Genomic DNA, 25,539 nt, shown 5'->3' with positions numbered 1-25,539 from the left:
TTCTCAAGGAGAATTCCCTATGTTCCATACGACTGACGACTCTGCTCTTGTGGGCAACCCCATTGATGATGTCATTGGTTCCACCATCAAGTATTCGGCGCTCGTCTCCGCTGCCAAGCTGGGGCTCATCAAGGCGCTCGATGGCCGGGCCCTGACTGCCGCCGAGCTGGCCAAGGAGCTCGGTGCGAGTGTCCAGGGTGTCGAGGCGCTGGCCGACGTGCTCGTCGCCGTCAACTATTTCAGCAAGGAGAACGGTCGTTACCGCCACGGTCCGATCGCGGAGCAGTGGCTGAGCTCGAAGGCGCCCCAGAACTTCATGCCCGCCCTGATGTGGGGCTATGAGCTGTGGAACGTCATGTGGGAGCTCCCTCAGGCCATCAAGGATGGGAAGCCGGCGCAGTCCCTGTGGGAGCGCTGGGCTGACCGCCCCGAGGCCGGCAAGGACTTCTCGGACTACATGAAGGTGAAGTCGACCTTGACCGTGTCGTCGATCGTCGAGGCCGCTCCCGTTCCGGAGAAGGCGCGCCGGCTGCTGGATCTCGGTGGTTCGCACGGCCTGCACTCGATGGCCTTCTGCAAGAAGCACCCCCAGCTGACCGCGACGGTGATGGATCTGCCCGAGGCGCTGGCGAATACCGGTCATGCGATTGCCAAGGAGGGTCTCTCGCAGCGCGTGGAGCTGCGCCGCGGAAACTTCCTCAAGGAGCAGATCGGAGAGGGCTACGATGTCGTGCTGCTCTTCGAGATCGTGCACAACCACACGTTCGAGGAGAACCAGGAGCTCCTCAAGAAGATCTCCCGTGCGCTCAATCCGGGCGGAATCGTCATCGTCCTGGAGGACGTCAAGACGGAGAAGATCGACGCGCACAACACTGCTTTCAGCCTCGCGATGTTCGCCTGTTCTGGAGATCGCACCTACAGCCTCCAGGAGATCAACACCTGGTTCGATGCGGCCGGCCTGAAGCAGAGCAACGTGATTCGGCTGCCGTCGTCGGTGTCGCTCGTGGTGGGAAAGAAGCCCTGAGCCTGACGTTCGCAGGACCCTGCTGAAAAGCGGGACGCGATTGTCATTGCGTCCCGCTCCAAAAAGAATCACTTTCAGTCCTTCACCCAGCCCGATGGTTTGAGATGTCGATGTGCGCGCGGGCTCGCCATCGCTGTGTCCTGCCAATGGGCGGGCGCGCAGCACTCCCATGCTTTGTTCTTGGCCTAAAATCCAAACCTACGGAAGCAAATTATGAGGATCTCCCTCATCCGCCGTTCATCGGAATTGTGGAATCCGTGTGTGGAGTTGGTCCGTCAGAAATATGCGTCGAGCTATGGGGCGGATGTGATGCCTCGTCCTGACGCGTTTCTCGCCGGTTTCATGGATGAGACTCCCGGGGGTTCTCTCAAGGTCGATGCCTGCGCCGGCTTGACGTTTGGTTCGGAGCGGCCCTTCTTCTCGGAACGGTATCTCGACGAGACGGTCGAAGCGGCCATCTCGCGGGTGTCCGGCGTGCAAGCGGACCGTCGGCGCATCATCGAGGTCGGCGCCCTGGCCAGTGGCAAGGGGGGCGCTGGAAGTGAGATCATCCGCCTCACTCCGCTCGTCACCTGGTGCCTGGGCATGCAGTACATCCTCTGCACCGCGACGGCGGCGCTCGTCACGGTGTTCTCGCGGCTGAGCATCCCCTTCACGCCCATTCAAGCGGCGGAGCGCGAGCGGCTCGATCCGTCGGATCAGGACCGGTGGGGCAGTTACTACGAGAGCGGCCCCAGGACCGGGGTCATCTCCTTGAAGGACATCGCCTTGTTGTTCGCCAACTCCACCGGCCGGTACTCGTTCGCGGATCCCGAGGTCACCTTGCTGGTTGGCGATCATCGACCACAGTCGCAGTCCGCCGCGGGGTAATGAATGCGACGCATTGATATCGCGCTGGGAAGACTCGCGGACACGGAGCGGACCCTCCTCGAGGTTCTGGGGCCCGGTGGGGACGTTGCCCGGAGCTTCACCTACCGGCAGGTGACGCGGGCCGCACAAGCGCTCGCGGCCCGTCTGGCGGAGGCGAAGCCTCGTTCCGCGGATGCTCGAGACGGAGTCCTGCGGGTGGGCGTGGTGTGCGGCAATACACCCGCCTTCATCGTTGCCGATCTGGCTTGCATCCTGCAGCGTGTCATCGAGGTCCCCGTGCCTCTGGCCTTCTCGCGCACGCAGGCCGCGAGCCTGCTCGGCGAGGTGGACATCTGTCTGGTGGACGAGCAGGGCGGCAAGCGGCTCGCGGAGTGGGGGAGGGATCTGCTGGGCGAGCCGGGCGCGGTGCTGTCCGTGGATGTGGACGAGCTCATCGCCGCCGGACCCGACTCGTTCTCGCTGGCGCACCCGGACGAGGAGTGGATCTGCAAGACCATCCACACGTCGGGAACGACCTCGCGTCCCAAGGGGGTTCGAATCCGGGCGCGCGGTCTCAATGCGCTCCTCGAGTCGCTCGATCAAGAGATGCCGGCGGAGGCTTTTCGCCGGTACCTGTGCACGGTGCCGCTGAGCCTGCTCATCGAGCAGGTCACGGCCCTCTACATGGTTATCCTCCATGGGGGCGTGCTCGTCCTCCTGCCGCCGGAGATTCCGCTGGTGGGGACGGCCATGGCGGCTCCCTCGAAGGTGATGCCCTTCCTGGCGGCCGCGCGCCCCACGGCCCTGGTGGCCACGCCGGCGCTGGTCGACGAGTTCCGCCAGAGCGCGGCGGCGGCCCTGAAAGCGGGCCAGTCCGTGAGCCGGTCCCTCTTCGGTACGGACGCCGTGCCGTTGATCTGCTGTGGCGGAGCCCCGATCGATACCGAGGTGCTGGCGGCGCTCGACGAGATGGGCATCCCCATCTACGAGGGGTATGGCCTGTCGGAAAACGGCTCGGTCGTGACCTGGAACCGGCCCGGTGCCCGGCGGATCGGCACCGTTGGCAAGCCGCTGCCTCACGTGCAGGTGCGTCTGTCGGAGGAGGGTGAGGTGCTCGTGAAGAGCACTTCCCTGTTCGCCGGCTACACAGTGGCAGATCCCTCGAGCTGTGTGGTCGACGCGGACGGATGGCTGCACACGGGTGACCTGGGGCGGATCGACGAGGAGGGTTTTGTCCGCATCACGGGCCGCATCAAGAACGTGATCATCACGTCGGCGGGACGCAACATCGCCCCGGAGTGGGTCGAGGCGCAGTACGCAACCCTGCCGTTCGTCCATGCCGTTGCCGTGGTGGGCAATCACCTCCCGGCGCTGCACGGGCTCTTCCTGGTCAAGCCCGGCCAGGATGTGGCGGAGGCGAGGGCGGTCATCTCCGAGTTCGGTGCGGCCCACCTCTCTGAGATTGAGCGCGTCCAGGTGGCTCACATCCTACCCGGTCGCGAAGAGATCTACCGGCGGTTCTTCACCGTGACGGGTCGTCCGATTCGGGCTGCTATCGAAGACGCGATCCGGACACAAGCGCTGGAAATGGCAGTTCCATCACACTGATACCTAGGAAAATGCAGGGGGAATACGAGATGCTCGACTCTCAACAAAGGAACGCTGATCTTCCAGGCTGTGAGCTCCGGCCGTGCCGAGCGAACTCGGGATTGATCGTCACGGGCCGGCCCGGCCAGCAACTCCGGGATCTGGATCCCCGTTCGGTGATTGCGAAGCTCGCCACCAGCGGGTACCTGATCTTCCGGGGCTTTCCCGCCGATCTGTCCGTCTTCAGCGAGTTCGTGAAGAGCTACTCGTCCCGGGTGACGCTGGATCCGGCGCGCAAGTTCCATGGTGGCAACGTCGCCCAGAAGGTGGATGCCGGTGTGGATGCGATGGGGCTCCATCTCGAGAACGGAAACAGCCCCTTCCGTCCGGATCTCACCTGGTTCTTCTGCGAGCGTGCGGCGACGCGCGGGTCTCAGACCACGGTGTGTGACGGTTACGAGGTCTGGGAGAAGGCGAGCGAATCCGCCCGCAAGCAATTCCTGGATCAGGCCATCATCTACGAGCGCCGTGTCGAGGAGCAGAAGTGGAAGCTGTTCGTCTACCACAACCGCGAGGGAAAGATTCCGATGGAGGAGATTGGAATCGAGCACCTGAACGCGCTGGTGGATGAACAGGGGACCACCACGATCGATGTCAAGCCGGACAAGTCCATCCTCTACTCGTTCCGCACTCCGGCCGTGCTGCGCTCGCGGTTCGGTTCGGGTCTGGCCTGGGCCAACAGCATCTTCGGTCCTTCGTACAACTACGAGGCCCCGCGTATCTTCTTCGCGGACGGGCGCGACATCTCGGCCGGCCTCCTCGAGGAGATGCGCAAGCTCACGGACGAGTTGACGGTCAACATCGACTGGCAGGACGGCGACATCGCCCTCATCGACAACACGCGTGTGATGCACGGCAGGCGTGCCATCGAGGACACGGGTCGTAAAATCTACAACGCGCTGAGCTACCTCAACCCGGCGCTCGTCTGACTTCTTGGTACCGGTGACCATGTTCTGTCTCGAAGAGCCTCGTATCCAGGGTGTGATCGCGGAGATCCTCTCCGCCTCGCAGCGCGACTCGAATGTTATCGAGCGTGCTCGAGCCATCGCGGCGGGCTGGGATGCGCCTCCGACGCTGGCCCAGATGAGTGATCTCTGCGTCGATGCGGCCATGCCCGTGCGACCGGAGGTCGGCCGTCTGTTGTACATGTTGGTGCGCATGCTGCGCCCGACGACCATCGTGGAGTTTGGGACTTCCTTTGGCGCATCCCTCATCCACCTCGCGGCGGCCGTACGCGACAACGGCGTCGGCTTCGTCACGGGCTCGGAGATGAACAAGCAGAAGATCTCCAAGGCGCAGGAGAACATCGAACGCACCGGGCTGCAGGAGTTCGTTCGCATTCTCCAGGGAGATGCTCGGGAGTCGCTCGCGGGCGTCGCGGGTCCGATCGATTTCATCCTGCTCGATGGATTCAAGGAGCTCTACCTCCCGGTCCTCGAAGTCCTCGAACCCAAGATGCGGCCTGGCACCGTCGTGGTGGCCGACAACCTGTCGATGCTGCCCCAGAACTACCTCGACCGGGTCCGGTCGCAAGGCTCTGGCTATGTGTCGGTCTCCCTGCCACTTGGGGATGGCATCGAGCTGTCGTTGCGCCAGCCCTGATGGCCGCGTCTTCTTCAGTCCTCCATCGAGAACGAATAGGAAACCATGATGAGCCGTCGAATGCTGATCGCAGCGGGACTTGCCCTGGCTGCATCGGGTCTCGTGTCGTGTGGTGCGGGTGAGCCGCTGTCGCGCGAGGACGTGGTTCGTTGGATTGAGGCGTATGGCAAGGCCTGGGAGACCAAGGATGCCGACGCCGCGGCCCGGTTGTTCACCGATGACGCCATCTATGAGGCGACCCCCAGCGTGAACGACCAGACGTTCGTCGGGCGGTCGGCCATCCACACGTACTGGGAAAACATCACGGCGGGCCAGTCCGATGTCACGGTCAAGCACGGCGAGCCGCTCGTCGAGGGTGACCGCGCCGTGGTGGAGCTCTGGGTCACGATGCGAGTCCCCGCACTCAACCCCGATGGGGACCACTGGGTCACCCTCATCGAGACGAACGTGCTCTATTTCGATGGTCAGGACCTGGTTTCTCGGAATGTCGAATACTGGAACCTGCTCATGGGGAAGGCTTCGCCGCCCGCGGGCTGGGGAGCCGACTGAGGGACTGCTGTACCCCTGTTGTTGGCTTATGCCTCCGCTGAACTGCTTCCCGCCACCGCACCATGACTTCACAGGCTCCGGGGGATTCGGTATAGCCCCGGGCGCAATGGGTCCGGGGCCTCGTTCTCGAGGGGGCCCATTGCGCGACTTTGTCCATGCGCGGCTTCTCGCTGCGTGGATGAAACCCCTGTCGTTCGCAGTCTCAACTTTCTAGGAGAAGAACATCATGAAGCTTTCGCTGAAGCCCGTCGTTGCCGCCGTCGTGCTCGCCGCTCCGTCGTTCGCGTTCGCCGCCGACTTTGACATCGACACGGCCCACTCGGGCGCGCAGTTCTCCGTGAAGCACCTGATGGTGTCGAACGTGCGCGGCGCGTTCTCCAAGGTGACCGGCAAGGCCAGCATCGACGAGAAGGACATCACCAAGTCGACGGTGGAGGCCACCATCGACACCAACTCGCTCAACACCAACGAGCCCAAGCGCGACGAGCACCTGCGCGGCCCGGACTTCTTCGACACCGCGAAGTACCCCACCATCACCTTCAAGTCCTCGAAGGTGGAGAAGGCCGGTGAGAACCTCAAGGTGACGGGTGACCTCACCCTGCACGGCGTGACCAAGCCGGTCGTGCTGAACGTGGAGGGCTTCACCACCGAGTCGAAGGATCCCTGGGGCAACACCAAGCGCGGCGGCACGGCCACCACGAAGATCAACCGCAAGGACTTCGGCCTGTCCTGGAACGCGGCCCTCGAGACGGGCGGCGTGGCGGTGGGTGAGGAGGTCTCCATCACCCTCGACCTGGAGATGAACAAGAAGCAGGCCCCGGCCCCCGCGGCGGCGGCTCCTGCCAAGCCGGCTCCGGCCAAGACGGCCAAGGACACCAAGTAGTCGTTCCTGCAGGGTAGTGCAGTAGCCCGGAGGGGCTTCGGTGACGGGGCCCCTCTTTTGACATTCACAGACAGAGGCATCGTCGATCTCTGGAGTTGCGCCCAGACTTTCTGGTGCCTTCTGGGTTCGACTTCTCTAGAGCCCAGCGTCACAACGTCCAGCGTGTCCGCGACTCATGCCGGAAGCGGCGCGCGTTCAACCATCCCGAAAAAGACATGCCGACCGACTACCTGTTCACCTCTGAATCCGTCACCGAAGGGCACCCGGACAAGATCGCCGATCAGATCTCCGACGGAGTGCTGGACGCCATCCTCGCCAAGGATCCCCAGGGCCGCGTGGCCGTGGAGACCCTGGTGAAGACGGGTCTGGCCATCGTCGCTGGCGAGGTGACCACCAACTGTTACGTCGACATCCCGAAGATCGTGCGCAGCACCATCTGCCGCATCGGGTACACCGACAGCTCCATGGGCTATGACGGCAACACCTGTGGCGTCATGGTGGCCATCGAGGGCCAGAGCCAGGACATCGCCCGGGGCGTGGACAACAAGAAGGAGCAGGGCGCCGGCGACCAGGGAATGATGTTCGGCTTCGCCTGCGACGAGACGCCGGACCTCATGCCGGCTCCCATCCACTACGCCCACGCGCTCACCAAGCGTCTGGCCGAGGTGCGCCGCAAGACGCACGACTGGCTGCGCCCGGACGGCAAGAGCCAGGTGACGGTGGAGTACCGCGACGGCCGCCCGGTCCGTATCGACGCGGTGGTGGTGTCCACGCAGCACTCGGACGACATCTCCAACAAGCGCATCCACGAGGCCATCCGCGAGGATGTCATCGCCAAGGCGCTGCCCAAGAAGCTCATCGACGCGAAGACGAAGGTTTACATCAACCCCACGGGGCGCTTCGTCATCGGAGGCCCCATGGGGGACTCGGGCGTCACGGGCCGCAAGATCATCGTGGACACCTACGGAGGCATGGGTCGTCACGGAGGCGGTGCCTTCTCGGGCAAGGATCCGTCCAAGGTGGACCGGTCGGCGGCGTACATGGGCCGGCACATCGCCAAGACGGTGGTGGCAGCGGGCCTGGCGCGCCGGTGCGAGGTGCAGGTGTCCTACGCCATCGGCGTGGCAGACCCTGTCAGCGTGCTGGTGGAGACCTTTGGCACGGCCACCGTGCCCGAGGAGAAGATCCAGACGGCCATCCGCCGCACGTTCGGACTCAAGCCGCGCGAAATCACGGAGTACCTGGACCTGCTGAGGCCCATCTACCAGAAGACGGCGGCGTACGGGCACTTCGGGCGGACGGAGAAGGAGTTCACCTGGGAGCGCACGGACAAGAAGGACGAGCTGCGTGAGGCGGTGGGACCGTCTGCCGCGCACCTGAAGGCGGTCTGAAGCAGGGCGTTGGCGGACCGTCAACGCTCGAGAGTTCCTGGTGTTGAAACGCGCGTGGGCCCCCGTAAGGCTCACGCGCGTTTTCTTTTTTCACCTCTCACCAGGACTTCTCCATGGCCAGGGAGAAGGTCTACGCCGTGCCCGAGCACCTGGACCAGGAGATCGCCCGGCTGAAGCTCAGGGCCCTGGGCGTGAAGATCGACAAGCTCACGCCCGAGCAGGAGAAGCACCTGGCCTCCTGGCAGGAGGGGACCTGACCGGGCCGGGTGCACGCGCCGGCGCCCATCCGCAGCGCCATCAGCACCGCGTGCACCCGCTCCGAGGCTCCTGACTCACTCGACAACGCAGAAGTCCTCACACATGCAACTGCCCGGGTTGCTCGGATTCCTCCAGCATCGAATCACGCAGGTACACTCCGCATCGACGCAGTAGCCCGGACACTCGGGAGCGGCTTCCGCCTCGCTTTGCGAAAATGCTCCCACGGCGCCCCCGGTCATGACTCCCAGGGTAAAGACCAGCTTCACGATTCTCTTGCGCAAGGTGCTCTCCTTCAGGATGGGTTCCCAGGATGGGTTCCACGGGGAGTGAACATAGCTCAATGGAGGAGGGGAACCCGAGGCTCGCTCTTTAGAGCATGCCGAGCGCCTGGAGCTCGTCTACGGCGGCGTGGAGCGCGATGGGGCCCTCGAGGTGCTCGCCTGTCACCAGGCTCGCGAAGACGTACTCGCCCCCAGGTGAGCGCACGTGGCCCACCAGCCAGCTCACGTCTCCGTCCTCCTTCGTGTGCGTCGTGCCAGTCTTCCCGCTCACCACCGCGCCCGACGGCCACGGCCCCGCCAGCCGCTTCATCCGCTCCGGCGCCGTGTCCGGTGACTGCACCAGGATTCGCTTCACCGTCTCGCGCGAGCGCTCGCTCACCGGCAGCTCGCCGCGGTACAGGCGGGCCAGGAAGCGCACCTGCTCCTCGGGAGAGATGCGCAGCGGGCCTCCGAGCCAGAAGCTCGTCAGCTCTCCGGAGGTGTCCTCGTTGCCGTAGCCGAAGCGGTGCACCCAGTCCTTCATCCGCTCGCGGCCAATCTGTTTCGCCGTGCCCTGGAAGAACCACAAGGCCGAGTAGCGGATGGCCGACTCCAGCGAGTGGTCCCGGTTCCACTCGGCGATGTCGCGCTTCTTCCCGTCCCACTTGCGCGGTGCCGCCGGGTCCGTCACCACGCCCGTTTCCAGCGCGATGAGCGCGTGCGGTACCTTGAAGGTCGACGCGGGTGGGAGGCGCTTCGCACAGAGCTCGGCGTCGTTGCGTTTCAGCTCTCCCGTCTTCAGGTCCATCAGCACGAAGCAGCCAGGGTGTTTCTTCGCCGGGGCTGGCGCGGCGGTGGGTTCTGCTCGGGCGCGGGTGGCCATGAGGAGTGCGAGGGTCAGCAGCAGGGCGGGGAGGGCTCGGGTCATGAGGGCTCCTTGAGCGGTGGAGTGGAACGCGGGGCCCCTGGAGCAAGGTGTGGGCCAATGGCGCATGAGAGGAGAGCGCGGCTCCGAAGCCGCGTGAGGAGTGGTTCATTGCCCGCAGGAGGGCCGCGAGCCGCCTTGTGCTTCAATGCGCCTCCATGTCCGCTCCCGCCGAGGCGTATTGCTCGGACCACATTGAGGCTCTCGCGCTCGACACGTGCTTGCGCTGTGGCCGCTTCGCCTGTGCCTCCTGCATCCTTCGCCTCCAGGGCGGGATGTACTGCGTGACGTGCGTGGACCGGCTCCAGCGTGCTTCGAACGGATTCGCCCCGAGCGGTCCCGATGAGAAAGTCTCGCTCCTGACCGTCTGCACCGTGCTGCTCGGAACACTCGTCTTCTGCATCCCGCCGCTCGGGCTCGTCGCCCTGCCGCTCAGCGCGTGGGAGATCGCCCGCATCAGCAAGGGCCGTGCTTCTCGCGGTGGACGGTTCATCGCTCGCGCGGCCATCGTGCTCGGCGTCCTGTCCCTCGCGGTCTTGTTGCTCGCTCTGTTCCGCGTGCTCGCCCCGTTGAAGTGAGCTCCCCGGAAGCACTCCGGGTGCATTCCGGTAGAGGCAGATGACGGCACGGAGGCGGTGACGCTACAAAGAGGAATGCCCGTCCTCGGACTTTCGGCCCTGAGCGCGCTCTGGCTCGCGGCGGTGGATGCTCCCGTCACCTCGGTCACCGTCTACAGCGACCGGGCGCGCGTGGTGCGCACCGCTCGGGTGAGCCTCTCCGGCTCCCAACGTGTGGAGCTGCCGTTGCTGTATGGCTCGGTGGACCCCTCCAGCATTCGCGTCGAGGCCCAGGGGGCCGAGGTGACACGGGTGGACATCCGCTCGGCGCAACCCGACGTCCTGCCCGCCACCGACGCCCGCCGGCTCGTCACCGAACTGGAGCGGCTCGATGACCAGCTCACCCAGGTCCGCTCCGAGCGCGAGGCCTATACCGCCCAACTCACCGCGCTCGGTCAGGTGCGGCCCGTCGCCTCGGAGGAGGACGTCCCCACCGCTCCCGGAAAGAACGCACCGCAGGGCCCCTCCCGGCTCGATGCCTCTGGTTGGCGCGCCGCCACCGACTTCGTGGTGGAGGCCACCGCTCGCCTCCAGGCGAAGCTGCGCGACGTCTCCCAGCGCGAGGAGGCGCTCGAGCGCGACCTCTCCCAGCGTGTCCAGGAGGCACGGAAGCTCGGGGGCGCGCCGTCCCGCTCGGGCCTGGAGGTCGTCCCCACCCTCTCGGGCCAGGGCCCCGCGACGCTCACGCTCACCTATGTCACCACGGGCGCGCGCTGGTACCCTGCCTATGAGCTGCGGCTCGAGCCCGAGTCCAACCGTGTGCAGGTGGCCTTCGCCGGCCGCGTCAGCCAGGAGACGGGCGAGGACTGGGAGGACGCGGCGCTCACGCTCAGCACCGCCATTCCCGCCTCTGCCACCACCGTGCCGGAGCTCGCCACCTGGAAGATCGGCCAGCGCGAGCGCTTCATTCCCATGCCCGCCCCGGTCGCTGACTCCTGGCGCTCCCCGCCGCCCGCGCCGCCTCCTCCACTCAGGGAGCCCAGTGAGGACGCTCGGCTTCGCGACAGGCTTCTCGCGCTCGCTGGCCGCTCCACACCGGCTCCGTCGGCACAGAAGCCTCCGCCGGCCCAGACGTCCCAGATGGAGGGAAGCCGCCAGACGGAGGGAAGCAGCATCATCATTGGTACGGTCGTGAACGCGGAGACGAAGAATCCCGTGTCGGATGTGGTCGTCACGGCGACCTCTCCCAGCCTCCAGGGGGAGCAGGTCGTGGTGACGGATGTCTCGGGCCAGTACCGCATTCCCCAGCTCCCGCCGGGCACCTACACCCTGCAGTACGACAAGGAGTCGTTCAGGCCCTTCCGTCGTTCGGAGATCCAACTGCGTCTGGGCCGCACCCTCCGGGTGAACACGGAGCTGCTTCCCGAGACCGCAGTCGAGGAGGTGCTCATCTCAGGCGGGCCCACCGTCGACGTCGGTTCGACCAGCGCCGGCGTCAGCGTGAACCAGGAATTTGCCGGGCGCAGAGCGGTGAGCGAGGTGGCTGTCCCCGTGGGCCTCGAACCGCCAACGGGCTGGCGGCGGCCCGAGTTGGATCCGAACCTGCCCGCCTCACTCGCGGGTGGCTATGCCCTCACCTTCCCCGCGCAGCGCCGCGAGACGGTGCGCAGCGGCAAGGGCGAGCGCCGCGTCCCCCTCTTCACCGAGACATGGCCGGTGCAGGTGGAGCGCAAGCTGTACCCCGCCCTCACCCCGAATGCCTTCCTCGTGGCGGAGCTGCGCAGCCCCTCCCGGCAGGTGATGCCCGGAGGCGACGCGCAGCTCTTCGTCGGAGCGGACCCCGCGGGCCAAGCCCGGCTCTCGCTGGTGTCCCCGGGCGAGCCCTTCACCCTGCCGCTCGGCATCGACGCCGCGGTGCGCCCGGTGCGCAACGTGAAGCTCGTGACGTCCGAGAAGGGCTTCATCGGCAAGGACGAGCTCACCGAGTACCTCGTCACCATCGAGGTGGCCAACCCCTACCCCTTTGCCCTCCCGGTGCGCATCCACGACCAGTGGCCGCTGTCGCGCAGCGAGGACGTGGAGGTGAAGCTCGTGCGCACCGAGCCCTTCGCTGAACAGGATCCGGACGAGGGCACACTGGTGTGGCGTCTGTCGGTGCCGCCCTCGCAGAAGCAGGGGGTGTCCTTCCTTTACACCGTCCGCCACCCGAAGGGCTGGCGCCTGGAGCAGTCGCAGTAGCGAGGAGCCGCCATGCACACCCTGCCCTTGATGATGCTGGCGCTCGTCGCCCCCGCGAAGGTGTCCTCCGTCGTCGTCTACCCGGACCGCGCCCTGGTGACGCGGGTGGAGACGGTGACCTGCTCCGGCCGCGCGCTCGCCGTCTTCGAGTCCGTGCCGCCCGCCGCCGACCCTTCCAGCTTCCGTGCCCGCTCCGAGGACGCCACCGTGGAGAGCCTCGTGGCCGAGGAGCACCCCCTGAAAGGCAGCTTCGGCTCCGAGCTCGAGGCGCTGCGCGGCAAGCGCGAGGCCCTGGAGCGCGAGATGGCGGAACTGGTGGACGCCCGGGCACGCGGCCAGGCGTTGCAGCAGCTCGGTGCGAGCCTCACCGACGTAGCCGTGAAGCGCGTGACGCGCGAGCTCACCGAGCCCAAGCCGGACACCCGTGCGTGGAGCCAGGCCTTCGACACCGCGCTGGATGCCCGGCTGCGCGCCGCCTCCGAGCTGTCGGCCCGGGTCGCCCGGATGCGCGAGGTGCAGCGGGAGCTGGACTCCTTGCGCGCGAAGGAGTCGTTCCTCGCTGGCTCGGCCGAGCGCCTGGAGCGGCGGGTGGAGGTGCGACTGGCCTGCCCCTCCGAGGGCCGTGCGCGTGTGGAGTTGAAGTATGTGGTGGGCGGCGCGGGCTGGACTCCCGCATACGAGGCTCGCGCCGACGAGGCCGGCGGCCAGGTGGAACTCTCCACGTTCGCCACCGTGCGTCAGTCCACCGGCGAGGACTGGAGCGGGGTGCGGCTGGCGCTCTCCACCGCCCGGCCTCGTGCCAACGCGACACCTCCGGAGCAGAAGCCCCTGCTGCTGAATGCCCGGGAGCAGCGTGCCGAGCGCAAGGTGCTCGTCCGGCGTGACGAGCGGTATCAGCACGCCGAGGCAGGAGAGCTGCGCCCAGGGGCGACGGAGGGCGCGCTGCTCGCGGCCTCGCAGGGCCTCTCCGTGCAGCTGCTGGTTCCCGAGCTGGCGCAGGTGTCTGGTGATGGCACGGCCGTGCGGCTGCGCGTGGCACGCACGAAGCTGAAGTCCTCCTTCGCGTGGCGCACCGTGCCCAAGCTGCACCCGGTGGTGTTCCGCGTGGCCAGCCTCGTCAATGGCGCGCCCTTCCCGTTGCTGCAGGGCCCCGTGGACGTGTTCCGCGCCTCGGGCTTCATCGGCCGCCAGGAGCTGGAGCACGTGCCTCAGGGCGGTGCCTTCCAGCTCACCTTCGGCATCGAGGAGTCCCTGCGCGTGGAGCGCGTGGTGGTGCAGGAGATTGCTCGCGACGAGGGCCTCTTCGGTGGCCGGCGCCGCTTCCACTATGCCTACCGCTTCAACCTGGCCAACTACCGCAAGGGCCCCGAGGTGGTGGAGGTGGCCGAGCACATTCCCGTCTCCGAGCTCGACGACGTGAAGGTGGAATTGGACAGGGAGAAGACCACGGGCGGCTACACGCTCGAGGCGATGGAGGGCATCACCACCTGGAAGCTGACGCTCGCCCCCGCCGAGCAGCGCTCCGTGGACCTCGTCTTCCACGTGGACGTGCCCTCCAGCTACGACATGACCAGGCTGTAGAAGCGGGGGCGGCCGGGCGAGCGCTCGCCGGTCTGTCCTCCATTTCCCGTCGTGTGGTTGTCAGTCGGCGCGCGGGCCGCATCTTCCTCCCAGGGAGGATGCCCCTCGATGAAGCACGCCCGCTCGGTCTTCTTGCAGCAAATCGTGTTGTTGAATGTCCTGGTGCTGGGGGCTGTCACCGGATGCGAGGCTCGCACCCGGGAACAGGGGCAGACGCAGCAACGTGAGGCCCCCGCTCCAGCCGGTGAGGGCAAGCAGGCGCAGCAGGGCACCGGTGGCGGTGGTCCGCAGCAGCCACAGGTGCAGCCGCAGCAGACACCTCCTCCGCAGGCGGCCGTGGGAGGGTCGGGTCCGCCGATGTCCGTCGCGGACCTGGTCGATGCCGTGAAGGACTCGGTCGTCAACGTGGATGTCCAGGCGCGTGCGCCCTCCATGGAGGGCATGCCGAGTGACCTCTTCGAGCGCTTCTTCGGGGTACCGGGCGATCAGGGGGGTGGCGGTCCCGAGGCGCACGAGCGCATCCAGCAGGGCGAGGGCTCTGGCTTCATCATCGACCCGAACGGGCTCGTCCTCACCAACAACCACGTGGTGGCGAACGCCATCGACATCCGCGTGCGCCTCAATGACGGCCGCGAGTTCGACGCCAAGGTGCTCGGGCGCGACCCGCTCACCGACCTGGCCCTCATCAAGCTTCAGGGCAATGCGAAGAACCTGCCGGTGGCCCGGCTCGGCAACTCGGACGACATCCGGGTGGGGGACGGAGTGGTGGCCATTGGCAACCCGTTCGGGCTCACCTCCAGCGTCAGCGCCGGCATCCTGTCCGCCCGGGCGCGTGACATCCAGTCCGGCCCCTATGACAACTTCCTGCAGACGGACGCCGCCATCAATCCGGGCAACTCGGGTGGGCCGCTCTTCAACATGAGGGGCGAGGTCATCGGCATCAACACGGCCATCGTCGGCGGCGGCACGGGCATTGGCTTCGCGGTGCCCTCCAACATGGCCAAGACGCTCCTGCCACAGTTGGAGAAGGGGCAGATCCACCGCGGCTGGCTGGGCGTGTCGGTGCAGGACTTGACGCCGGAGCTGGCCCAGGCGCTCAAGGTGTCGGTGCACAAGGGCGCCATCGTCACCGGCGTGCAGCCGGACACTCCCTCCGCCAAGGCCGGGCTCAAGCAGGATGACGTCATCACCGCCATCAACGGCGCGCCCGTGGAGTCCTCGCGCTCCCTCACTCGGGACATCGGCTTCCGCCCACCCGGTGAGACCGTGAAGCTGACCGTCTCTCGCGAGGGCAAGCAGCTGGAGATCCCGGTGAAGCTCGGCGAGCGCCCGGACCTCGAGGGCCTCAGTTCCGCTCCCCAGGGAGGCAAGGAGGAGGACACCGGCCGCAAGCTGGGGCTGCGCCTCCAGGACGTGGACCCTCGCCTGGCTCCGGGAGTCAAACAGGGTGCGATGATCGTCGACGTGGAGCCAGGCTCACCCGCAGATCACGCCGGCCTCCAGCCCGGCATGGTCATCGTCGAGGCCGGCGGCAAACAGGTGCGCAACCCGCGGGAGTTCGCCGACGTCGTCCGCGGTCAGAAGTCCGGCGCCGTGCTGCTGCTGCGCATCCAGCTCGGCGACAACCGGCTGCTGCGCGCCCTCACGATTCCCGAGGGCAAGTGACCCGGGAGGGGAGGACCCTCACCCCGGCCCCCTACCGGAGGGCGAGGGGAAGTTCGCCAGGGTGAGGGACTCGGGGGGAACGGGGAGGGCGCTGGGGGCCAGCGCTTCTCCGGACAGGTAGCGCCAGCCCGTGCCGTCATGCCGGAACTCGGAGCGCTCCACGAACGAGCGGTCCTTCCCCTTCTCGAAGATGCGCGCGTGGAAGAGCACCACCGCCGTGCCCGTCGCGTCCGGCGGCTGCCTGTCCAGCACCTGCAACCGTGGGTACTTGTGTGCGCTGGCCACGGCGCGCAGCTCGCGCAGCACTTCGTCCTTCGGCCGCGAACGATCCGGGTGCTCGGGGTGCAGCGTGCGCCAGAGGTACTCCACTTCACGCAGGGCGAAGGCGCTGTAGCGCGAGCGCATCAGGGCCTCGGCGTCCGGCGCTTCCGCCTCGCCCCGGTGGTAGCGGGCACAGCACTCGCGGTAGCGCAGTCCGGAGGAGCAGGGACAGGGCGGGGCAGGGGGCATGGGCGTTCCTGGACGACAGGGCCATGCGAAGGCCCTTGCTGCCTCGCAGGGTAGCGCATACATCCGGTCCCCAACACGTATGAGTCTTCTTCAAGCCATCGTCCTCGGGCTGGTCCAGGGGCTGACTGAGTTCCTGCCCATCAGCTCCACCGCGCACCTGCGCATCGTCCCGGAGTTGCTCGGCTGGCCCGATCCCGGTGCGGCCTACTCGGCCGTCATCCAACTGGGCACCGTGGCCGCCGTCCTCATCTACTTCCGGCGCGACCTCGTCTCCCTCACCCGCGCCTTCTTCCAGGGGCTCGCGCGGCGTCAGCCCTTCGGCACCACCGAGTCGCGCCTCGCCTGGTTCGTGCTCATCGGCACGCTGCCCATCGGCATCTGCGGCCTGGCCTTCAAGAAGACCATCGAGACGTCGCTGCGCTCGCTCTACGTCATCTCCGGCAGCCTCATCGTCCTGGCCATCATCCTCTTCATCGTCGAGCGCCTGGCCTCCCACAAGCGCACCCTGGAGGACATGCGCTGGCGCGATGGGCTCATCGTCGGGTTGTGGCAGGCGCTGGCCCTCATCCCCGGCTCCTCGCGCTCGGGCACCACCATCACCGGGGGCCTGTCGCTGGGGCTGCGGCGCGAGGATGCGGCGCGTTATTCCTTCCTGCTCTCCATCCCCGCCACCACCCTGGCCGGCATCTTCGAGCTCAAGCACCTGCTGGAGGCCACCGAGCGTCCCTCGGCCGCGGCGCTCTGGGTGGGGACGCTGGTGGCCTTCGCCTCGGGCATGGCCGCCATCGCTTGGTTGTTGAGCTATCTGCGCAAGCGCTCCACCCTCGTCTTCATCATCTACCGGGTGGCGCTGGGCGTGGCGCTGCTGGTGCTGCTCCAGAAGGGCGTGCTGCGCCCGCAGTCCGGGCTGGAGAATGTGGACACGCCGGCCAAACCCCTGAAGGTCCCCGTGGAGAAGCAACTGACGGAGTAGCCGTGAATCCCCTCTTCGATGCACTGGAGAACCGCCTGGCCTCCCGGGCTCCCCGGGCCCTCAACCTGCCCGGACTCGTGCTGCGCGAGGCCTCGGTGCTGGTGCCCCTGCTCGTGCGTGAGGGCTCTCCCTACATCCTCTTCACCAAGCGCCCCACCACGCTGCGGCACCACGCCGGCCAGTACTCCTTCCCCGGTGGCTCGAGGGATCCCGAGGACGTCACGCCCCTGCACACCGCGCTGCGCGAGACGCGGGAGGAGCTGGGCATCGACGTGTCCGGGGTGCGCGTGCTCGGCGCGCTGGACGAGGTGCCCACCCTCACCGAGTTCCGCATCCAGCCCTTCGTGGGGGTCATCCCCCAGGGCCTGGAGTACCGGCCCAACCCAGACGAGGTGGAGTTCGTCCTCGAGGTGCCGTTGTCACACCTGTTGGACCCGACCATCCGTCGTACGGAGCGTCGCAGTGTCCGTGGCGTGGAGTACGACGTGGACTTCTATACCTACGGCTCCCACGTCATCTGGGGCGCCACCGGCCGCATCCTGAGAGATCTGCTTCGGCTGGCCGCCGAGTTGTCCGGAGCTCAAACCCCGGCCAGGTGACCGCGAGCCGGGCGCGAAGGTCTCTGTTATGATTTCGGGAGTCTCCGACTTAACTGGCCGGGCCTGGAAACACAGGGGGCCATACCAACTCCTGACAACGAGTTTTCCATGCTTTCGCGCTTGCCGCCGTTGACGTCGTTCGTACAGGGTTCCTCCGGGGAAGAACCGGGCAGAGCGTCCGTCTCACGGGCCCATCCCTGAGCGCTCGCTCGTCTGCCCAAGCTGTGTCCAGACACGAGTGGAGCCCCGCATCTGGTGTAGCGTGGGCCCACGTGCCGGTGTGGCTCGGAGCCCCCATGGCCAGGATTCTCATCGTCGACGATGAAGTGCATGTCATCGGAGCCCTTCGCCGGTTGTTGCGGCGCGAGGGGTTCTCCATCGAGGTGGCCCACAATGGTGAGGAGGCCATCGAGAAGCTCGCGTCCTTCGAGGCGGACGTCGTCATCTCCGACTTCCGCATGCGGGGGATGAATGGCCTGGAGCTGCTCGGACAGGTGCTGCGCATCGCGCCCAAGGCCGCCCGGGTGCTCATCTCCGGCCACGCGGACCTGTCCACCGGCGGCGGGCCTCAGGCGGGCATCATCTCCCACTTCATCAGCAAGCCCTGGGACGATGATCGTCTCATCGCCGATGTCCGCGCCCTGCTGGGCGGACAGGGTCCGGTGACCTCGGGCCCCTGAACGAGCCACGATTGCCGTCGATGGATGCGGAAGCGAAGCAGGCCCTGGGGGAGGCCGATCCCGAGCAGGTCCACCGGGGCCTCCAGCCCATCGTGGCCCTGGGCCCGCTGGCGCTCACCCTCGCGCTCGTCTTCTGGTTCTGGGGTCAGTGGCACGTGGTGCTCGGGCTGGTGGGCATTGGCGTGGGGCTCACCCTGTTCCTGTTGCTCTTCATCGAGCGGCTCGCCACGCGCTTTGGCCGCTCCACGGCCGAGTCGGTGCGGGTGCTGGTCAACGCGGTGGGGCTGTCGGTGGGGGGCGTGCTCACCCACTGGTCGCCGCTGGTCTGGGTCTTCGTCCCGTACAGCATGCTCTGGTTCTACGGGATGGACCGGTGGGCCCGCCCGCGCATGGCCCTCTTCCTGGTGGGGGTGAACGCGGTGGCCCTGTCCACGGGCGCCCCCGCGGAGCTGGCCCTGGCGTGCGACGTGTTCAGCGTCTCCGCCTATCTGGTGTCGCAGAAGCGGGCCTCTCTGCTGCGCGAGGTGCTCGGGCGAATGCTGCGGCAGCGCGAGGAGCTGGAGAAGGCCCACCAGGAGTTGCAGCAGATGCACCAGCGGGCCCTCGAGCGCGAGCGGCTCTCCAGCCTGGGCATGCTGGCGGCGGGCGTGACGCATGAAATCAACAACCCGATGAGCTTCGTGACGAGCAACATCAACTCGATGCTCCGGGATTTGCGCGACGAGCAGAACCTGTCCGAGCTGCTGCGGGAGTACCGGGACGACGTGCTCCCGGCCACGCTGGACGGCATCAAGCGGGTGAACGCCATCGTCGCGGACCTGCGCCGCTTCGCTCGCGGAGACCCCGAGGCCCATACCAGCTACGACCTCGACGCCGAGGTGGAGACGGCGCTGCGCATCGCGCACGGCCAGCTCGGCCATGTGCGGGTGGAGAAGGCGCTGGGCGGAGCGGGCCGGCTGGTGGGCCGTCCGCGGCAGATCGTCCAGGTGCTGGTGAACCTGCTGGTGAACGCGGGACAGGCCACCGCGTCCGGAGGCCTGGTGAGCGTCACCACACGCCGGGACAGTGAGTCGGTCCTCGTGGAGGTGCGGGACTCCGGCACGGGCATGTCCGAGGAGACGAAGCGTCACCTCTTCGAGCCCTTCTTCACCACCAAGCCCGCGGGCGAGGGCACGGGGCTGGGGCTCTCGGTGGTGCACGGCATCATGAAGTCCCACGGCGGCCGCATCGAGGTGGAGAGCGCGCCGGGCCAGGGCACCTGCTTCCGCCTGTGGCTGCCACTCGTGCCGCCGCTCCTCGAGTACGAGCCGTCCACGGACGGCGGCATGCGGCGCCGCCCGGGCTGAGGTGGGGTGCCGGGGACCGTGGGGGGTCCTTTTATACCCCGTCTGGACGGATTTTTTCAGTCCCGTTGCTTGTGAGGAGGTTCAACCTTCCTGTATTCATCGTCTACCTGCAGATCCATGCAGGTCAGGGTTGTTCAGAACCTGCCCCGGAGGGGGACGCATGAATGACAAGAAGTGGATGACCCGTGGAGCCATCCGAGGCGGCGCGTTGGCGCTGGCGCTGGCCCTGGCGGGATGCGGAGAGGTGGAGACGGAGCAGCCGGCGTTCGCGCAGCGGGCCGAGGAGGCGCTCGAGGGCCGCTGCGAGGTGAAGCCGCCCTTCACGCCCAGCTTCTCTCCGGAGGTGGAGTGGGAGTGGACGGGCAGCACGGTGATGCCTGCCTACAAGCAGGTGATGATGACGCCCGTGGTGGTGGACGTGAACGGGGATGGCGTCTCCGACGTCATCTTCAACACGTTCGCGGGCGGCAACTACACGACCGACGGCGTCCTGCGGGCCATCAGCGGCTCGAATGGTCAGGACCTGTGGACGGTGACGAACGCGGCCTACCGGGTGCGCGGCGCGGCGAGCATCGCGGCCGGTGACATCGACGGGGATGGGAAGGTGGAGATCTGCACCGTGCCGGAGAACGGCGCGGGCATCATCTGCTTCGAGAACGATGGCACGTTCAAGTTCCGCACGTCCACGCCGGTCAACAGCTGGGGCGGCCCGTCGTTCGCGGACCTGGACGGCGATGGGAAGGTGGAGATCCTCGACGGCAACTACGTCTTCAGCAACACGGGCGCGCTGAAGTGGGTGGGCTCGGATGGCATGGGCGGCGCGAGCCCTGGTCCCATCTCCTTCGCGGCGGACATCGATCAGGACGGCCTGCTCGAGGTGATCAACGACCGGGCCGTGTACCGGCATGACGGCACCCTCAAGTGCGTCAACACCAGCATTCCCCATGGCCTGGCCGGCGTGGGCAACTTCGACAGCGACCCGTATGGGGAGATCGTCGTCGTGGGGGTGGCCAAGGTGTACCTCCTGGACGACAACTGCCAGCTGCTGTGGTCCACGACCATTCCGGGCGGCGGCAACGGAGGCGCGCCGAACATCGCGGACTTCGACAACGACGGCCAGCCGGAGATCGGCGTGGCCGGCGCGAACAACTACGTCGTCTTCGAGACGAACGGCACCGTCAAGTGGGCGCGTCCCACGCAGGACTTCAGCTCCAACGTCACGGGCTCCTCGACGTTCGACTTCGAGGGTGATGGCAAGGCCGAGGTCGTCTACGCCGACGAGCTGAGGCTGCGCATCTACGACGGCGCCACCGGCACGGTGCGCTTCGACGTGCCCCGGCCCTCGGGCACCACGTACGAGAACCCCGTCATCGTGGACGTGGACGGGGATGACAACGCGGAGATCGTCGTCGCCTCCAACAACTACGCCTTCGCTGGCACCAACGGCATCCGCGTGTACCGGGACAAGAATGACGGGTGGGTGAACACGAGGCGCATCTGGAACCAGCACGCCTACTCCGTCACGAACATCAACGACGATGGCACCATCCCCGCCCACCCGGTGACCAACTGGCGGGTGGATGGCCTCAACACCTTCCGCGCCAACACCCAGGGTGTCGGCACCACCAGCCCCTACGCGGCGTCGGACGTGATGATCTCCTCGGACATCACCGCCGCGTGCGATCGCGAGTCGCTGGCGGTGACGCTGTCGGTGGGCGTGTTCAACGATGGCAGCGCGGCGGCGTCCGCGGGCCTGAAGGTGGCCATCTACCAGGGCAACCCGGCCTCGGGCGGCACGCTGCTGGGCGTGGCCACCGTGCCCTCCGTCATCCCCGCGGGGAGCGAGGCCATCGCCACGCTGAAGCTCACCACCGCTCCGAGCGGCGAGACCACGCTGTGGGCCGTGGCCGATGACGATGGCACCGGCACCGGCCGCGAGACCGAGTGCCGCGAGGACAACAACTCCGCTTCCTCCACGGTGGACCTCACGTGCGAGCCCGCGCCGACGGGCGGCTGGACGCTGACGGGCAGCATGGCCCTGCCGCGCATGCTGCACACCGCCACCCTGCTGGACGACGGCCGGGTGCTGGTGGTCGGTGGCTTCAACTCCACCTCGGAGCTCTACAACTCGGACACCAAGACCTGGTCCGCCACGGGTACCGCCCTGGCCTCCCACCGCGGCCACACCGCCACCAAGCTGCAGGATGGTCGCGTGCTCGTCGCCGGCGGCGGCCAGTGCCCCATCACCAGCGCCACCGCGGAGCTGTACGTCCCCGCGGTGGGCAAGTGGCGGCCGGCCGGTCTGCTCAACCAGCAGCGCTTCCACCACACCGCGGTCCTCCTGCCCAACGGCAAGGTGCTGGTGGCCGGTGGCCGCACCAGCGAGTACGACGGCACCCTGCTGGCCTCCGCCGAGCTGTATGACCCGGCCACGGGCACCTGGACGTACACGGGCAGCATGAACACGGCTCGCGCCTTCCACACCATGACCCTGCTGCCCGGCGGCAAGGTGCTGGTGGCGGGCGGCAGTGATGCTTCCGAGACCCTCCTCTCCTCCGCTGAAATCTACGACCCGGCCACCGGGAAGTGGACGGACGCGGCGGGCATGAGCACGGGCCGCGCTTCCTACACCGCCACCCTGCTGCCCAATGGCAAGGTGCTGGTGGCGGGCGGCTCGGGCATCGACGTGGCGCTCAGCGCCTCGGCCGAGCTGTATGACCCGGCCACGGGCACCTGGAGCGCTACCGGCCGCATGAAGGACCCGCGCCGCTTCCACGCGGCCACCCTGCTGCCCAACGGCAAGGTGCTCGTCGCGGGCGGCTACCACCAGGCCACCGGCATCCTCACCGCGTCGGAGCTGTATGATCCGGCCACCGGCACCTGGAGTGAGACGTGGGCCATGAACGTGGACCGCTACCGTCAGACGTGCACGCTGCTCAACGACGGCACGGTGCTCGCGGTGGGCGGCGTCAGCAACCACGACCAAGCCTCCGCCGAGTACTACACGCCGTGAAGTGAAGCAGGCAGTAGACCGGGCTCTCCGGTTTCGTGACACGGTGCGCCGGGACGGCTCATGGGAGCCGTCCTGGCGAGCGCCGGAGGACGGGTTGGCGGGGGCGGGGGCGGGGAGGGTATGATTCCCCAGGTGTGACCTCCAGGTGTTGCACGACCGGTAGAGACTCGTGACTTGGCTTGACACCCCAGGTCGGGTCACCCTGGAGGGGAATCTGTCGAGAGGACTCGCAGCATGATCCTGGCCTCCCCCCGAAGCGTGCCTCACTCTGGTGCCGGTTCCCCTCTCGCGGACGGTCCCGAGTTCGAAGCACGCTGGGCCTGGGAGGTGATGGCCCGGGCGCTCGCTTGCTACATCGGGCTGCTGCGGATGATGCGCTCGCCGCTCTGGAAGCGCTTGCTGCGCGTGCACGTGGACCGGTTGCGCGAGGCGCGGGAGCTCGAGCTCTCCGTGCGCGAGTTGCTGGCCCACGGGGACCACTTTCCGCTCGGCTTGTTGCGGCTCAAGCGCCACCGGCTGGAGGCACTTGCTCGCAAGCGGCTCTCCCACTTCACCCGGCAGGAGGCCGCGTCGCTGGACGAGGTGCTCGGCCGCCTGGAGGAGCTGATGCGCGAGCCCCTGCCTCAGCCTCCCGGCCGCGACGAGCCGGTACTGCTGGAGGGCACCCAGGGTTGGCGCCACCTGTTTGCCTGGCCGGGCACCTGGGTGTTCGCGCTGCTCTTCATCACCAACCGCCACGGGCTGGAGCGGCACGGCAACCCCGCGCCCCTGCTCATCGCGGGCGGAGCGCTCGCGCTCTACTTCCACCTGCGGTGCACGGGGCGCTTCTGGCTCACTTCGAAGCGGCTGATGTGGCAGCCCCGCGTCGGCGAGCCGGTGCAGGTGTCGCTGGAGTCCATCGCCCCCGGAGGCATCTCCGCGCTGCCCGCCTGGGGCGAGGTGCGCGTCGAGGGTGACCGCATCCTCACCGTGCGCCACGCGGGCCTGGCTGGAGTGCTGGCCTCGCTGCTGGACCTTCACCGCCGCTCGCCCTTCCTCGGAGCGGTGGATGGCAAGCCGCGGGTGCGCGAGGTGGCCGTGCTTCCGGCGTTGCGCACCCCGGGCGGTTCAGGGCCCGAGCAGGAGGCGGAGGCCGGTGTGGCGGTGCTGCGGCCCGGTTATGCCGCCTTCATCCCGTCCCACCGCCATGCCGAGGTCTTCCGCGGCCTCGCGGGCCCGGACGCTCGGGACCCCGAGGCGGACGTGACCGTGGAGCTGCTGGTGGAGCAGATGCGGCTGCTGCCTGAGGCCGAGTTCGATAGGCGCATGCGGCAGGCGGTGCTCGCGAGCGGCGGGGAGCTGTGGTTCGCGGACGAGGTGCGGCCGGGCGGGGCGGCCGGGCAGGTGTACCGGCTCGGGGCGCGGGGCGTCGGCATGGAGCTGCGGCCCGACTCCGCGCAGGCCGAGGCCACGGAGCGCATCGTGCGCCGCTGGGCGGCGTAGAGGGCCGTACCCGGAGACTCCGCTGTAAGGGCAGAGCCTCCGGACGCCGGTGCACTTATGGGCGCAGGAACCTGGCGATGTGCGTGGCGGCGGCATCGGCCGAGGCCGGCTCATTCCACATGTTGTGGGTGGCCCCGGTGAGCTCGATCCACCTTCCGTGCTTGACGTTGCCCGGGAACGCCGCTGCGGCCTGCTGGAAGGCCGAGTCGGCGGCGCTCATGTCGACGCCGTAGGAGGGCGGAATCGCGGGCAGGCTGAAGTCGCGGGTGATGAGCAGCGCCTTCTTCACCGCCGGCCAGGTCTGCGTCACATCGAACTGGGTGTAGGCGGTGAGCCCGGTGATGTACTCGTCGTACGTCATGTCCGAGGCGGTTGGATCGAAGAACATGGCCTCGACCTCGAGCACGGTGTAGGGCCCGGCGGGCAGACCGAAGACGTTGCCCGGGAGGAACTGGATGGGCGGCGTCTGGCCGAGCGAGATCTGCCCGTCATCGAGGAGCACCACCTTGTTGAGGGCCCGGGCCGGATGGGCTTGCTGGAAGGCGAGCACCTGCAACGCTCCGGCCGAGTGGCCCGCGAGGTACGCGTTGCTGATTCCCTCCTGGTTCATGAAGGCGAGGATGACCTTGTTCATCAGGGCGACGAGGTCGGTCCTGGTGGAGTGGCCCGACTGTCCCTGGTTGAGCGGGTCGATGGAGAGGACGGCGTAATCCGCGAAGCTGTCGCGGTGGAAGATGGAATCACCGGTGGTGCCCGGGTCGCCATAACCGGGGAGGTAGATGATCGTCTTCTGCTTGCAGTGATTCCAATACACGCCGTGGAACGAGATCCCTTCCAGTTCGACCCAGACGTCCCGGGTGGGAACCTGAGCCCTGGCTGGAGCCGCTCCGAGGAAGAGCACGGCCGCGAGAACACCCAACACCCATGACCTCATTCGCATGCTGTTCATCTGGCTGTCCTTTGCCGGTGGGGAGCGGAAGCGCTCCTGTCCGCCGGAGGTGTCCAGATGGCGGTCGTGGCGTGGCATGTCAACGCCGAAGTGCCGGAGGCGTGGTGGTGGCCTTCCGCCTGGAGGAAACCACGTAGGGTGCGTCGGTTTCTGGCCGCCGTGCCCTGGCACCCCCTAAGGAAACATTACAGAGGCTTCAAGGTGCCCGCCTTCCATTTCTCGAGAGTCCACTCTGCGGAGAAGCCCACCAGACCGTCAGCGTGTTTGGCGAGTTCGGTAAGCACCCGTTCCCCCTCGCTTGGCGCGAACTCCAAAACTGATGTTGCAGCCCAACAACGGGTGCCCGGGTCTGGATCATCAAGCAACCCCAATAATTGGTGCTGAGCTTCGATACCTCTTGCCCGCAGCTCCTTGTGAATTGTGACGAGCAGATCGTACATGCGATTTCCGTCTTTGGGTCTACCCGCGTAGATGGCACGCCACCTCTCGGCGGAGAGGGTCCTGACTCTTTCGATCAGCTGTTCTGTTGAGAGTCTCTTTACCTCTGTCTTTCTCATG

At 67.3% G+C, this 25,539-nt stretch carries 23 protein-coding genes; 19 read left to right on the top strand and 4 right to left on the bottom strand.

What is annotated here, in order from left to right; translation table 11 throughout:
• Window positions 1-19 precede the first annotated feature (19 nt).
• The 9 genes from DAT35_RS24645 (at window position 20) to DAT35_RS24610 (ending at window position 8,202) form a co-directional block, all read left to right on the top strand.
• Window positions 20-1,024 carry a methyltransferase gene (locus DAT35_RS24645; RefSeq protein WP_108069581.1) on the top strand — a complete coding sequence of 335 codons (1,005 nt, stop codon included), beginning with the start codon at window positions 20-22 and terminating at the stop codon, window positions 1,022-1,024.
• A 213-nt stretch (window positions 1,025-1,237) separates the two neighbouring features.
• Entirely contained in the window at window positions 1,238-1,894 is a 657-nt protein-coding gene (locus tag DAT35_RS24640) for a thermostable hemolysin (protein WP_108069580.1), read from the top strand.
• 3 nt (window positions 1,895-1,897) lie between these two features.
• On the top strand, window positions 1,898-3,481 hold the full coding sequence (locus tag DAT35_RS59990; RefSeq protein ID WP_199242983.1) for an AMP-binding protein: 1,584 nt from the start codon (window positions 1,898-1,900) through the stop codon (window positions 3,479-3,481).
• Window positions 3,482-3,582: 101 nt separating this feature from the next.
• The gene (locus tag DAT35_RS59985; RefSeq protein WP_369946026.1) at window positions 3,583-4,449 is read left to right on the top strand and encodes a TauD/TfdA family dioxygenase; all 867 of its coding nucleotides are present in this window, start codon (window positions 3,583-3,585) and stop codon (window positions 4,447-4,449) included.
• A gap of 19 nt (window positions 4,450-4,468) precedes the next feature.
• Window positions 4,469-5,122 (top strand): O-methyltransferase, encoded by a 654-nt coding sequence (locus DAT35_RS24630; RefSeq protein ID WP_108069579.1) that lies wholly within the window; start codon window positions 4,469-4,471, stop codon window positions 5,120-5,122.
• A 60-nt stretch (window positions 5,123-5,182) separates the two neighbouring features.
• On the top strand, window positions 5,183-5,671 hold the full coding sequence (locus DAT35_RS24625) for a nuclear transport factor 2 family protein (RefSeq protein WP_199242981.1): 489 nt from the start codon (window positions 5,183-5,185) through the stop codon (window positions 5,669-5,671).
• A gap of 226 nt (window positions 5,672-5,897) precedes the next feature.
• Complete coding sequence (locus DAT35_RS24620; RefSeq protein ID WP_108069577.1) at window positions 5,898-6,554, top strand: YceI family protein; 657 nt, start codon at window positions 5,898-5,900, stop codon at window positions 6,552-6,554.
• Window positions 6,555-6,769: 215 nt separating this feature from the next.
• Entirely contained in the window at window positions 6,770-7,945 is a 1,176-nt protein-coding gene (gene metK, locus DAT35_RS24615) for a methionine adenosyltransferase (protein ID WP_108069576.1), read from the top strand.
• Between the two features lie 113 nt (window positions 7,946-8,058).
• A complete protein-coding gene (locus tag DAT35_RS24610; RefSeq protein ID WP_108069575.1) occupies window positions 8,059-8,202 on the top strand; it encodes an adenosylhomocysteinase in 144 nt (47 codons plus the stop codon).
• A 370-nt stretch (window positions 8,203-8,572) separates the two neighbouring features.
• On the opposite strand, the gene DAT35_RS24600 is transcribed toward DAT35_RS24610, so the two are convergent.
• A complete protein-coding gene (locus tag DAT35_RS24600) occupies window positions 8,573-9,391 on the bottom strand; it encodes a penicillin-binding transpeptidase domain-containing protein (RefSeq protein WP_158501859.1) in 819 nt (272 codons plus the stop codon).
• A 155-nt stretch (window positions 9,392-9,546) separates the two neighbouring features.
• Between DAT35_RS24600 and DAT35_RS24595 the strand changes: the two genes are divergently transcribed.
• From DAT35_RS24595 to DAT35_RS24580, 4 genes are all read left to right on the top strand, one after another.
• Window positions 9,547-9,966 carry a hypothetical protein gene (locus DAT35_RS24595; RefSeq protein ID WP_108069572.1) on the top strand — a complete coding sequence of 140 codons (420 nt, stop codon included), beginning with the start codon at window positions 9,547-9,549 and terminating at the stop codon, window positions 9,964-9,966.
• Window positions 9,967-10,041: 75 nt separating this feature from the next.
• Window positions 10,042-12,183 (top strand): mucoidy inhibitor MuiA family protein, encoded by a 2,142-nt coding sequence (locus tag DAT35_RS24590; protein WP_108069571.1) that lies wholly within the window; start codon window positions 10,042-10,044, stop codon window positions 12,181-12,183.
• Window positions 12,184-12,195: 12 nt separating this feature from the next.
• Window positions 12,196-13,764, top strand: coding sequence for a mucoidy inhibitor MuiA family protein (locus DAT35_RS24585; protein WP_108069570.1), 1,569 nt, complete (start codon window positions 12,196-12,198; stop codon window positions 13,762-13,764).
• 108 nt (window positions 13,765-13,872) lie between these two features.
• Window positions 13,873-15,429 (top strand): Do family serine endopeptidase, encoded by a 1,557-nt coding sequence (locus tag DAT35_RS24580; protein WP_108069569.1) that lies wholly within the window; start codon window positions 13,873-13,875, stop codon window positions 15,427-15,429.
• Between the two features lie 18 nt (window positions 15,430-15,447).
• Here the strand turns inward: DAT35_RS24580 and DAT35_RS24575 are convergent, their stop codons facing one another.
• Window positions 15,448-15,939: a YchJ family protein gene (locus DAT35_RS24575; RefSeq protein ID WP_108069568.1), complete on the bottom strand. Its 492-nt coding sequence runs from the start codon at window positions 15,937-15,939 to the stop codon at window positions 15,448-15,450.
• A gap of 79 nt (window positions 15,940-16,018) precedes the next feature.
• Between DAT35_RS24575 and DAT35_RS24570 the strand changes: the two genes are divergently transcribed.
• The 6 genes from DAT35_RS24570 to DAT35_RS24545 all read left to right on the top strand — a co-directional run bounded on the left by DAT35_RS24570 (window position 16,019) and on the right by DAT35_RS24545 (window position 24,032).
• Window positions 16,019-16,912, top strand: a complete 894-nt coding sequence (locus DAT35_RS24570) for an undecaprenyl-diphosphate phosphatase (RefSeq protein ID WP_108069567.1) — start codon at window positions 16,019-16,021, stop codon at window positions 16,910-16,912.
• A 2-nt stretch (window positions 16,913-16,914) separates the two neighbouring features.
• On the top strand, window positions 16,915-17,511 hold the full coding sequence (locus tag DAT35_RS24565; RefSeq protein ID WP_108069566.1) for a CoA pyrophosphatase: 597 nt from the start codon (window positions 16,915-16,917) through the stop codon (window positions 17,509-17,511).
• A gap of 296 nt (window positions 17,512-17,807) precedes the next feature.
• The gene (locus DAT35_RS24560; RefSeq protein WP_108069565.1) at window positions 17,808-18,191 is read left to right on the top strand and encodes a response regulator; all 384 of its coding nucleotides are present in this window, start codon (window positions 17,808-17,810) and stop codon (window positions 18,189-18,191) included.
• Window positions 18,192-18,211: 20 nt separating this feature from the next.
• Window positions 18,212-19,537 (top strand): sensor histidine kinase, encoded by a 1,326-nt coding sequence (locus DAT35_RS24555; protein WP_108069564.1) that lies wholly within the window; start codon window positions 18,212-18,214, stop codon window positions 19,535-19,537.
• Window positions 19,538-19,697: 160 nt separating this feature from the next.
• Window positions 19,698-22,550, top strand: coding sequence for a kelch repeat-containing protein (locus tag DAT35_RS24550; protein WP_233261683.1), 2,853 nt, complete (start codon window positions 19,698-19,700; stop codon window positions 22,548-22,550).
• 330 nt (window positions 22,551-22,880) lie between these two features.
• Window positions 22,881-24,032, top strand: a complete 1,152-nt coding sequence (locus DAT35_RS24545; protein WP_158501858.1) for a hypothetical protein — start codon at window positions 22,881-22,883, stop codon at window positions 24,030-24,032.
• Between the two features lie 55 nt (window positions 24,033-24,087).
• On the opposite strand, the gene DAT35_RS24540 is transcribed toward DAT35_RS24545, so the two are convergent.
• Complete coding sequence (locus DAT35_RS24540) at window positions 24,088-24,972, bottom strand: alpha/beta fold hydrolase (RefSeq protein ID WP_158501857.1); 885 nt, start codon at window positions 24,970-24,972, stop codon at window positions 24,088-24,090.
• A 194-nt stretch (window positions 24,973-25,166) separates the two neighbouring features.
• Window positions 25,167-25,538, bottom strand: a complete 372-nt coding sequence (locus tag DAT35_RS24535) for a DUF2019 domain-containing protein (protein WP_108069561.1) — start codon at window positions 25,536-25,538, stop codon at window positions 25,167-25,169.
• Window position 25,539: the final 1 nt, after the last annotated feature.

Source organism: Vitiosangium sp. GDMCC 1.1324, assembly GCF_003044305.1.
In the GTDB taxonomy this organism is placed as follows: domain Bacteria; phylum Myxococcota; class Myxococcia; order Myxococcales; family Myxococcaceae; genus Archangium.
Note: the sequence above shows the minus strand (reverse complement) of the source record. Positions and strands in the feature narration are given on the sequence as shown.

Excerpts from the sequence above, each read along its gene's own strand:
- metK (WP_108069576.1), top strand. The coding sequence starts at position 6,770 with ATGCCGACCGACTACCTGTTCACCTCTGAATCCGTCACCGAAGGGCAC.
- DAT35_RS24620 (WP_108069577.1), top strand. The coding sequence starts at position 5,898 with ATGAAGCTTTCGCTGAAGCCCGTCGTTGCCGCCGTCGTGCTCGCCGCT.
- DAT35_RS24595 (WP_108069572.1), top strand. The coding sequence starts at position 9,547 with ATGTCCGCTCCCGCCGAGGCGTATTGCTCGGACCACATTGAGGCTCTC.
- DAT35_RS59990 (WP_199242983.1), top strand. The coding sequence starts at position 1,898 with ATGCGACGCATTGATATCGCGCTGGGAAGACTCGCGGACACGGAGCGG.
- DAT35_RS24575 (WP_108069568.1), bottom strand. The coding sequence starts at position 15,939 with ATGCCCCCTGCCCCGCCCTGTCCCTGCTCCTCCGGACTGCGCTACCGC.
- DAT35_RS24610 (WP_108069575.1), top strand. The coding sequence starts at position 8,059 with ATGGCCAGGGAGAAGGTCTACGCCGTGCCCGAGCACCTGGACCAGGAG.
- DAT35_RS24545 (WP_158501858.1), top strand. The coding sequence starts at position 22,881 with ATGGCCCGGGCGCTCGCTTGCTACATCGGGCTGCTGCGGATGATGCGC.
- DAT35_RS24600 (WP_158501859.1), bottom strand. The coding sequence starts at position 9,391 with ATGACCCGAGCCCTCCCCGCCCTGCTGCTGACCCTCGCACTCCTCATG.
- DAT35_RS24555 (WP_108069564.1), top strand. The coding sequence starts at position 18,212 with ATGGATGCGGAAGCGAAGCAGGCCCTGGGGGAGGCCGATCCCGAGCAG.
- DAT35_RS24560 (WP_108069565.1), top strand. The coding sequence starts at position 17,808 with ATGGCCAGGATTCTCATCGTCGACGATGAAGTGCATGTCATCGGAGCC.
- DAT35_RS24550 (WP_233261683.1), top strand. The coding sequence starts at position 19,698 with ATGAATGACAAGAAGTGGATGACCCGTGGAGCCATCCGAGGCGGCGCG.
- DAT35_RS24645 (WP_108069581.1), top strand. The coding sequence starts at position 20 with ATGTTCCATACGACTGACGACTCTGCTCTTGTGGGCAACCCCATTGAT.
- DAT35_RS24590 (WP_108069571.1), top strand. The coding sequence starts at position 10,042 with ATGCCCGTCCTCGGACTTTCGGCCCTGAGCGCGCTCTGGCTCGCGGCG.
- DAT35_RS24625 (WP_199242981.1), top strand. The coding sequence starts at position 5,183 with ATGCTGATCGCAGCGGGACTTGCCCTGGCTGCATCGGGTCTCGTGTCG.
- DAT35_RS24630 (WP_108069579.1), top strand. The coding sequence starts at position 4,469 with ATGTTCTGTCTCGAAGAGCCTCGTATCCAGGGTGTGATCGCGGAGATC.
- DAT35_RS24640 (WP_108069580.1), top strand. The coding sequence starts at position 1,238 with ATGAGGATCTCCCTCATCCGCCGTTCATCGGAATTGTGGAATCCGTGT.
- DAT35_RS24570 (WP_108069567.1), top strand. The coding sequence starts at position 16,019 with ATGAGTCTTCTTCAAGCCATCGTCCTCGGGCTGGTCCAGGGGCTGACT.
- DAT35_RS24535 (WP_108069561.1), bottom strand. The coding sequence starts at position 25,538 with ATGAGAAAGACAGAGGTAAAGAGACTCTCAACAGAACAGCTGATCGAA.
- DAT35_RS24540 (WP_158501857.1), bottom strand. The coding sequence starts at position 24,972 with ATGCGAATGAGGTCATGGGTGTTGGGTGTTCTCGCGGCCGTGCTCTTC.
- DAT35_RS24585 (WP_108069570.1), top strand. The coding sequence starts at position 12,196 with ATGCACACCCTGCCCTTGATGATGCTGGCGCTCGTCGCCCCCGCGAAG.
- DAT35_RS24580 (WP_108069569.1), top strand. The coding sequence starts at position 13,873 with ATGAAGCACGCCCGCTCGGTCTTCTTGCAGCAAATCGTGTTGTTGAAT.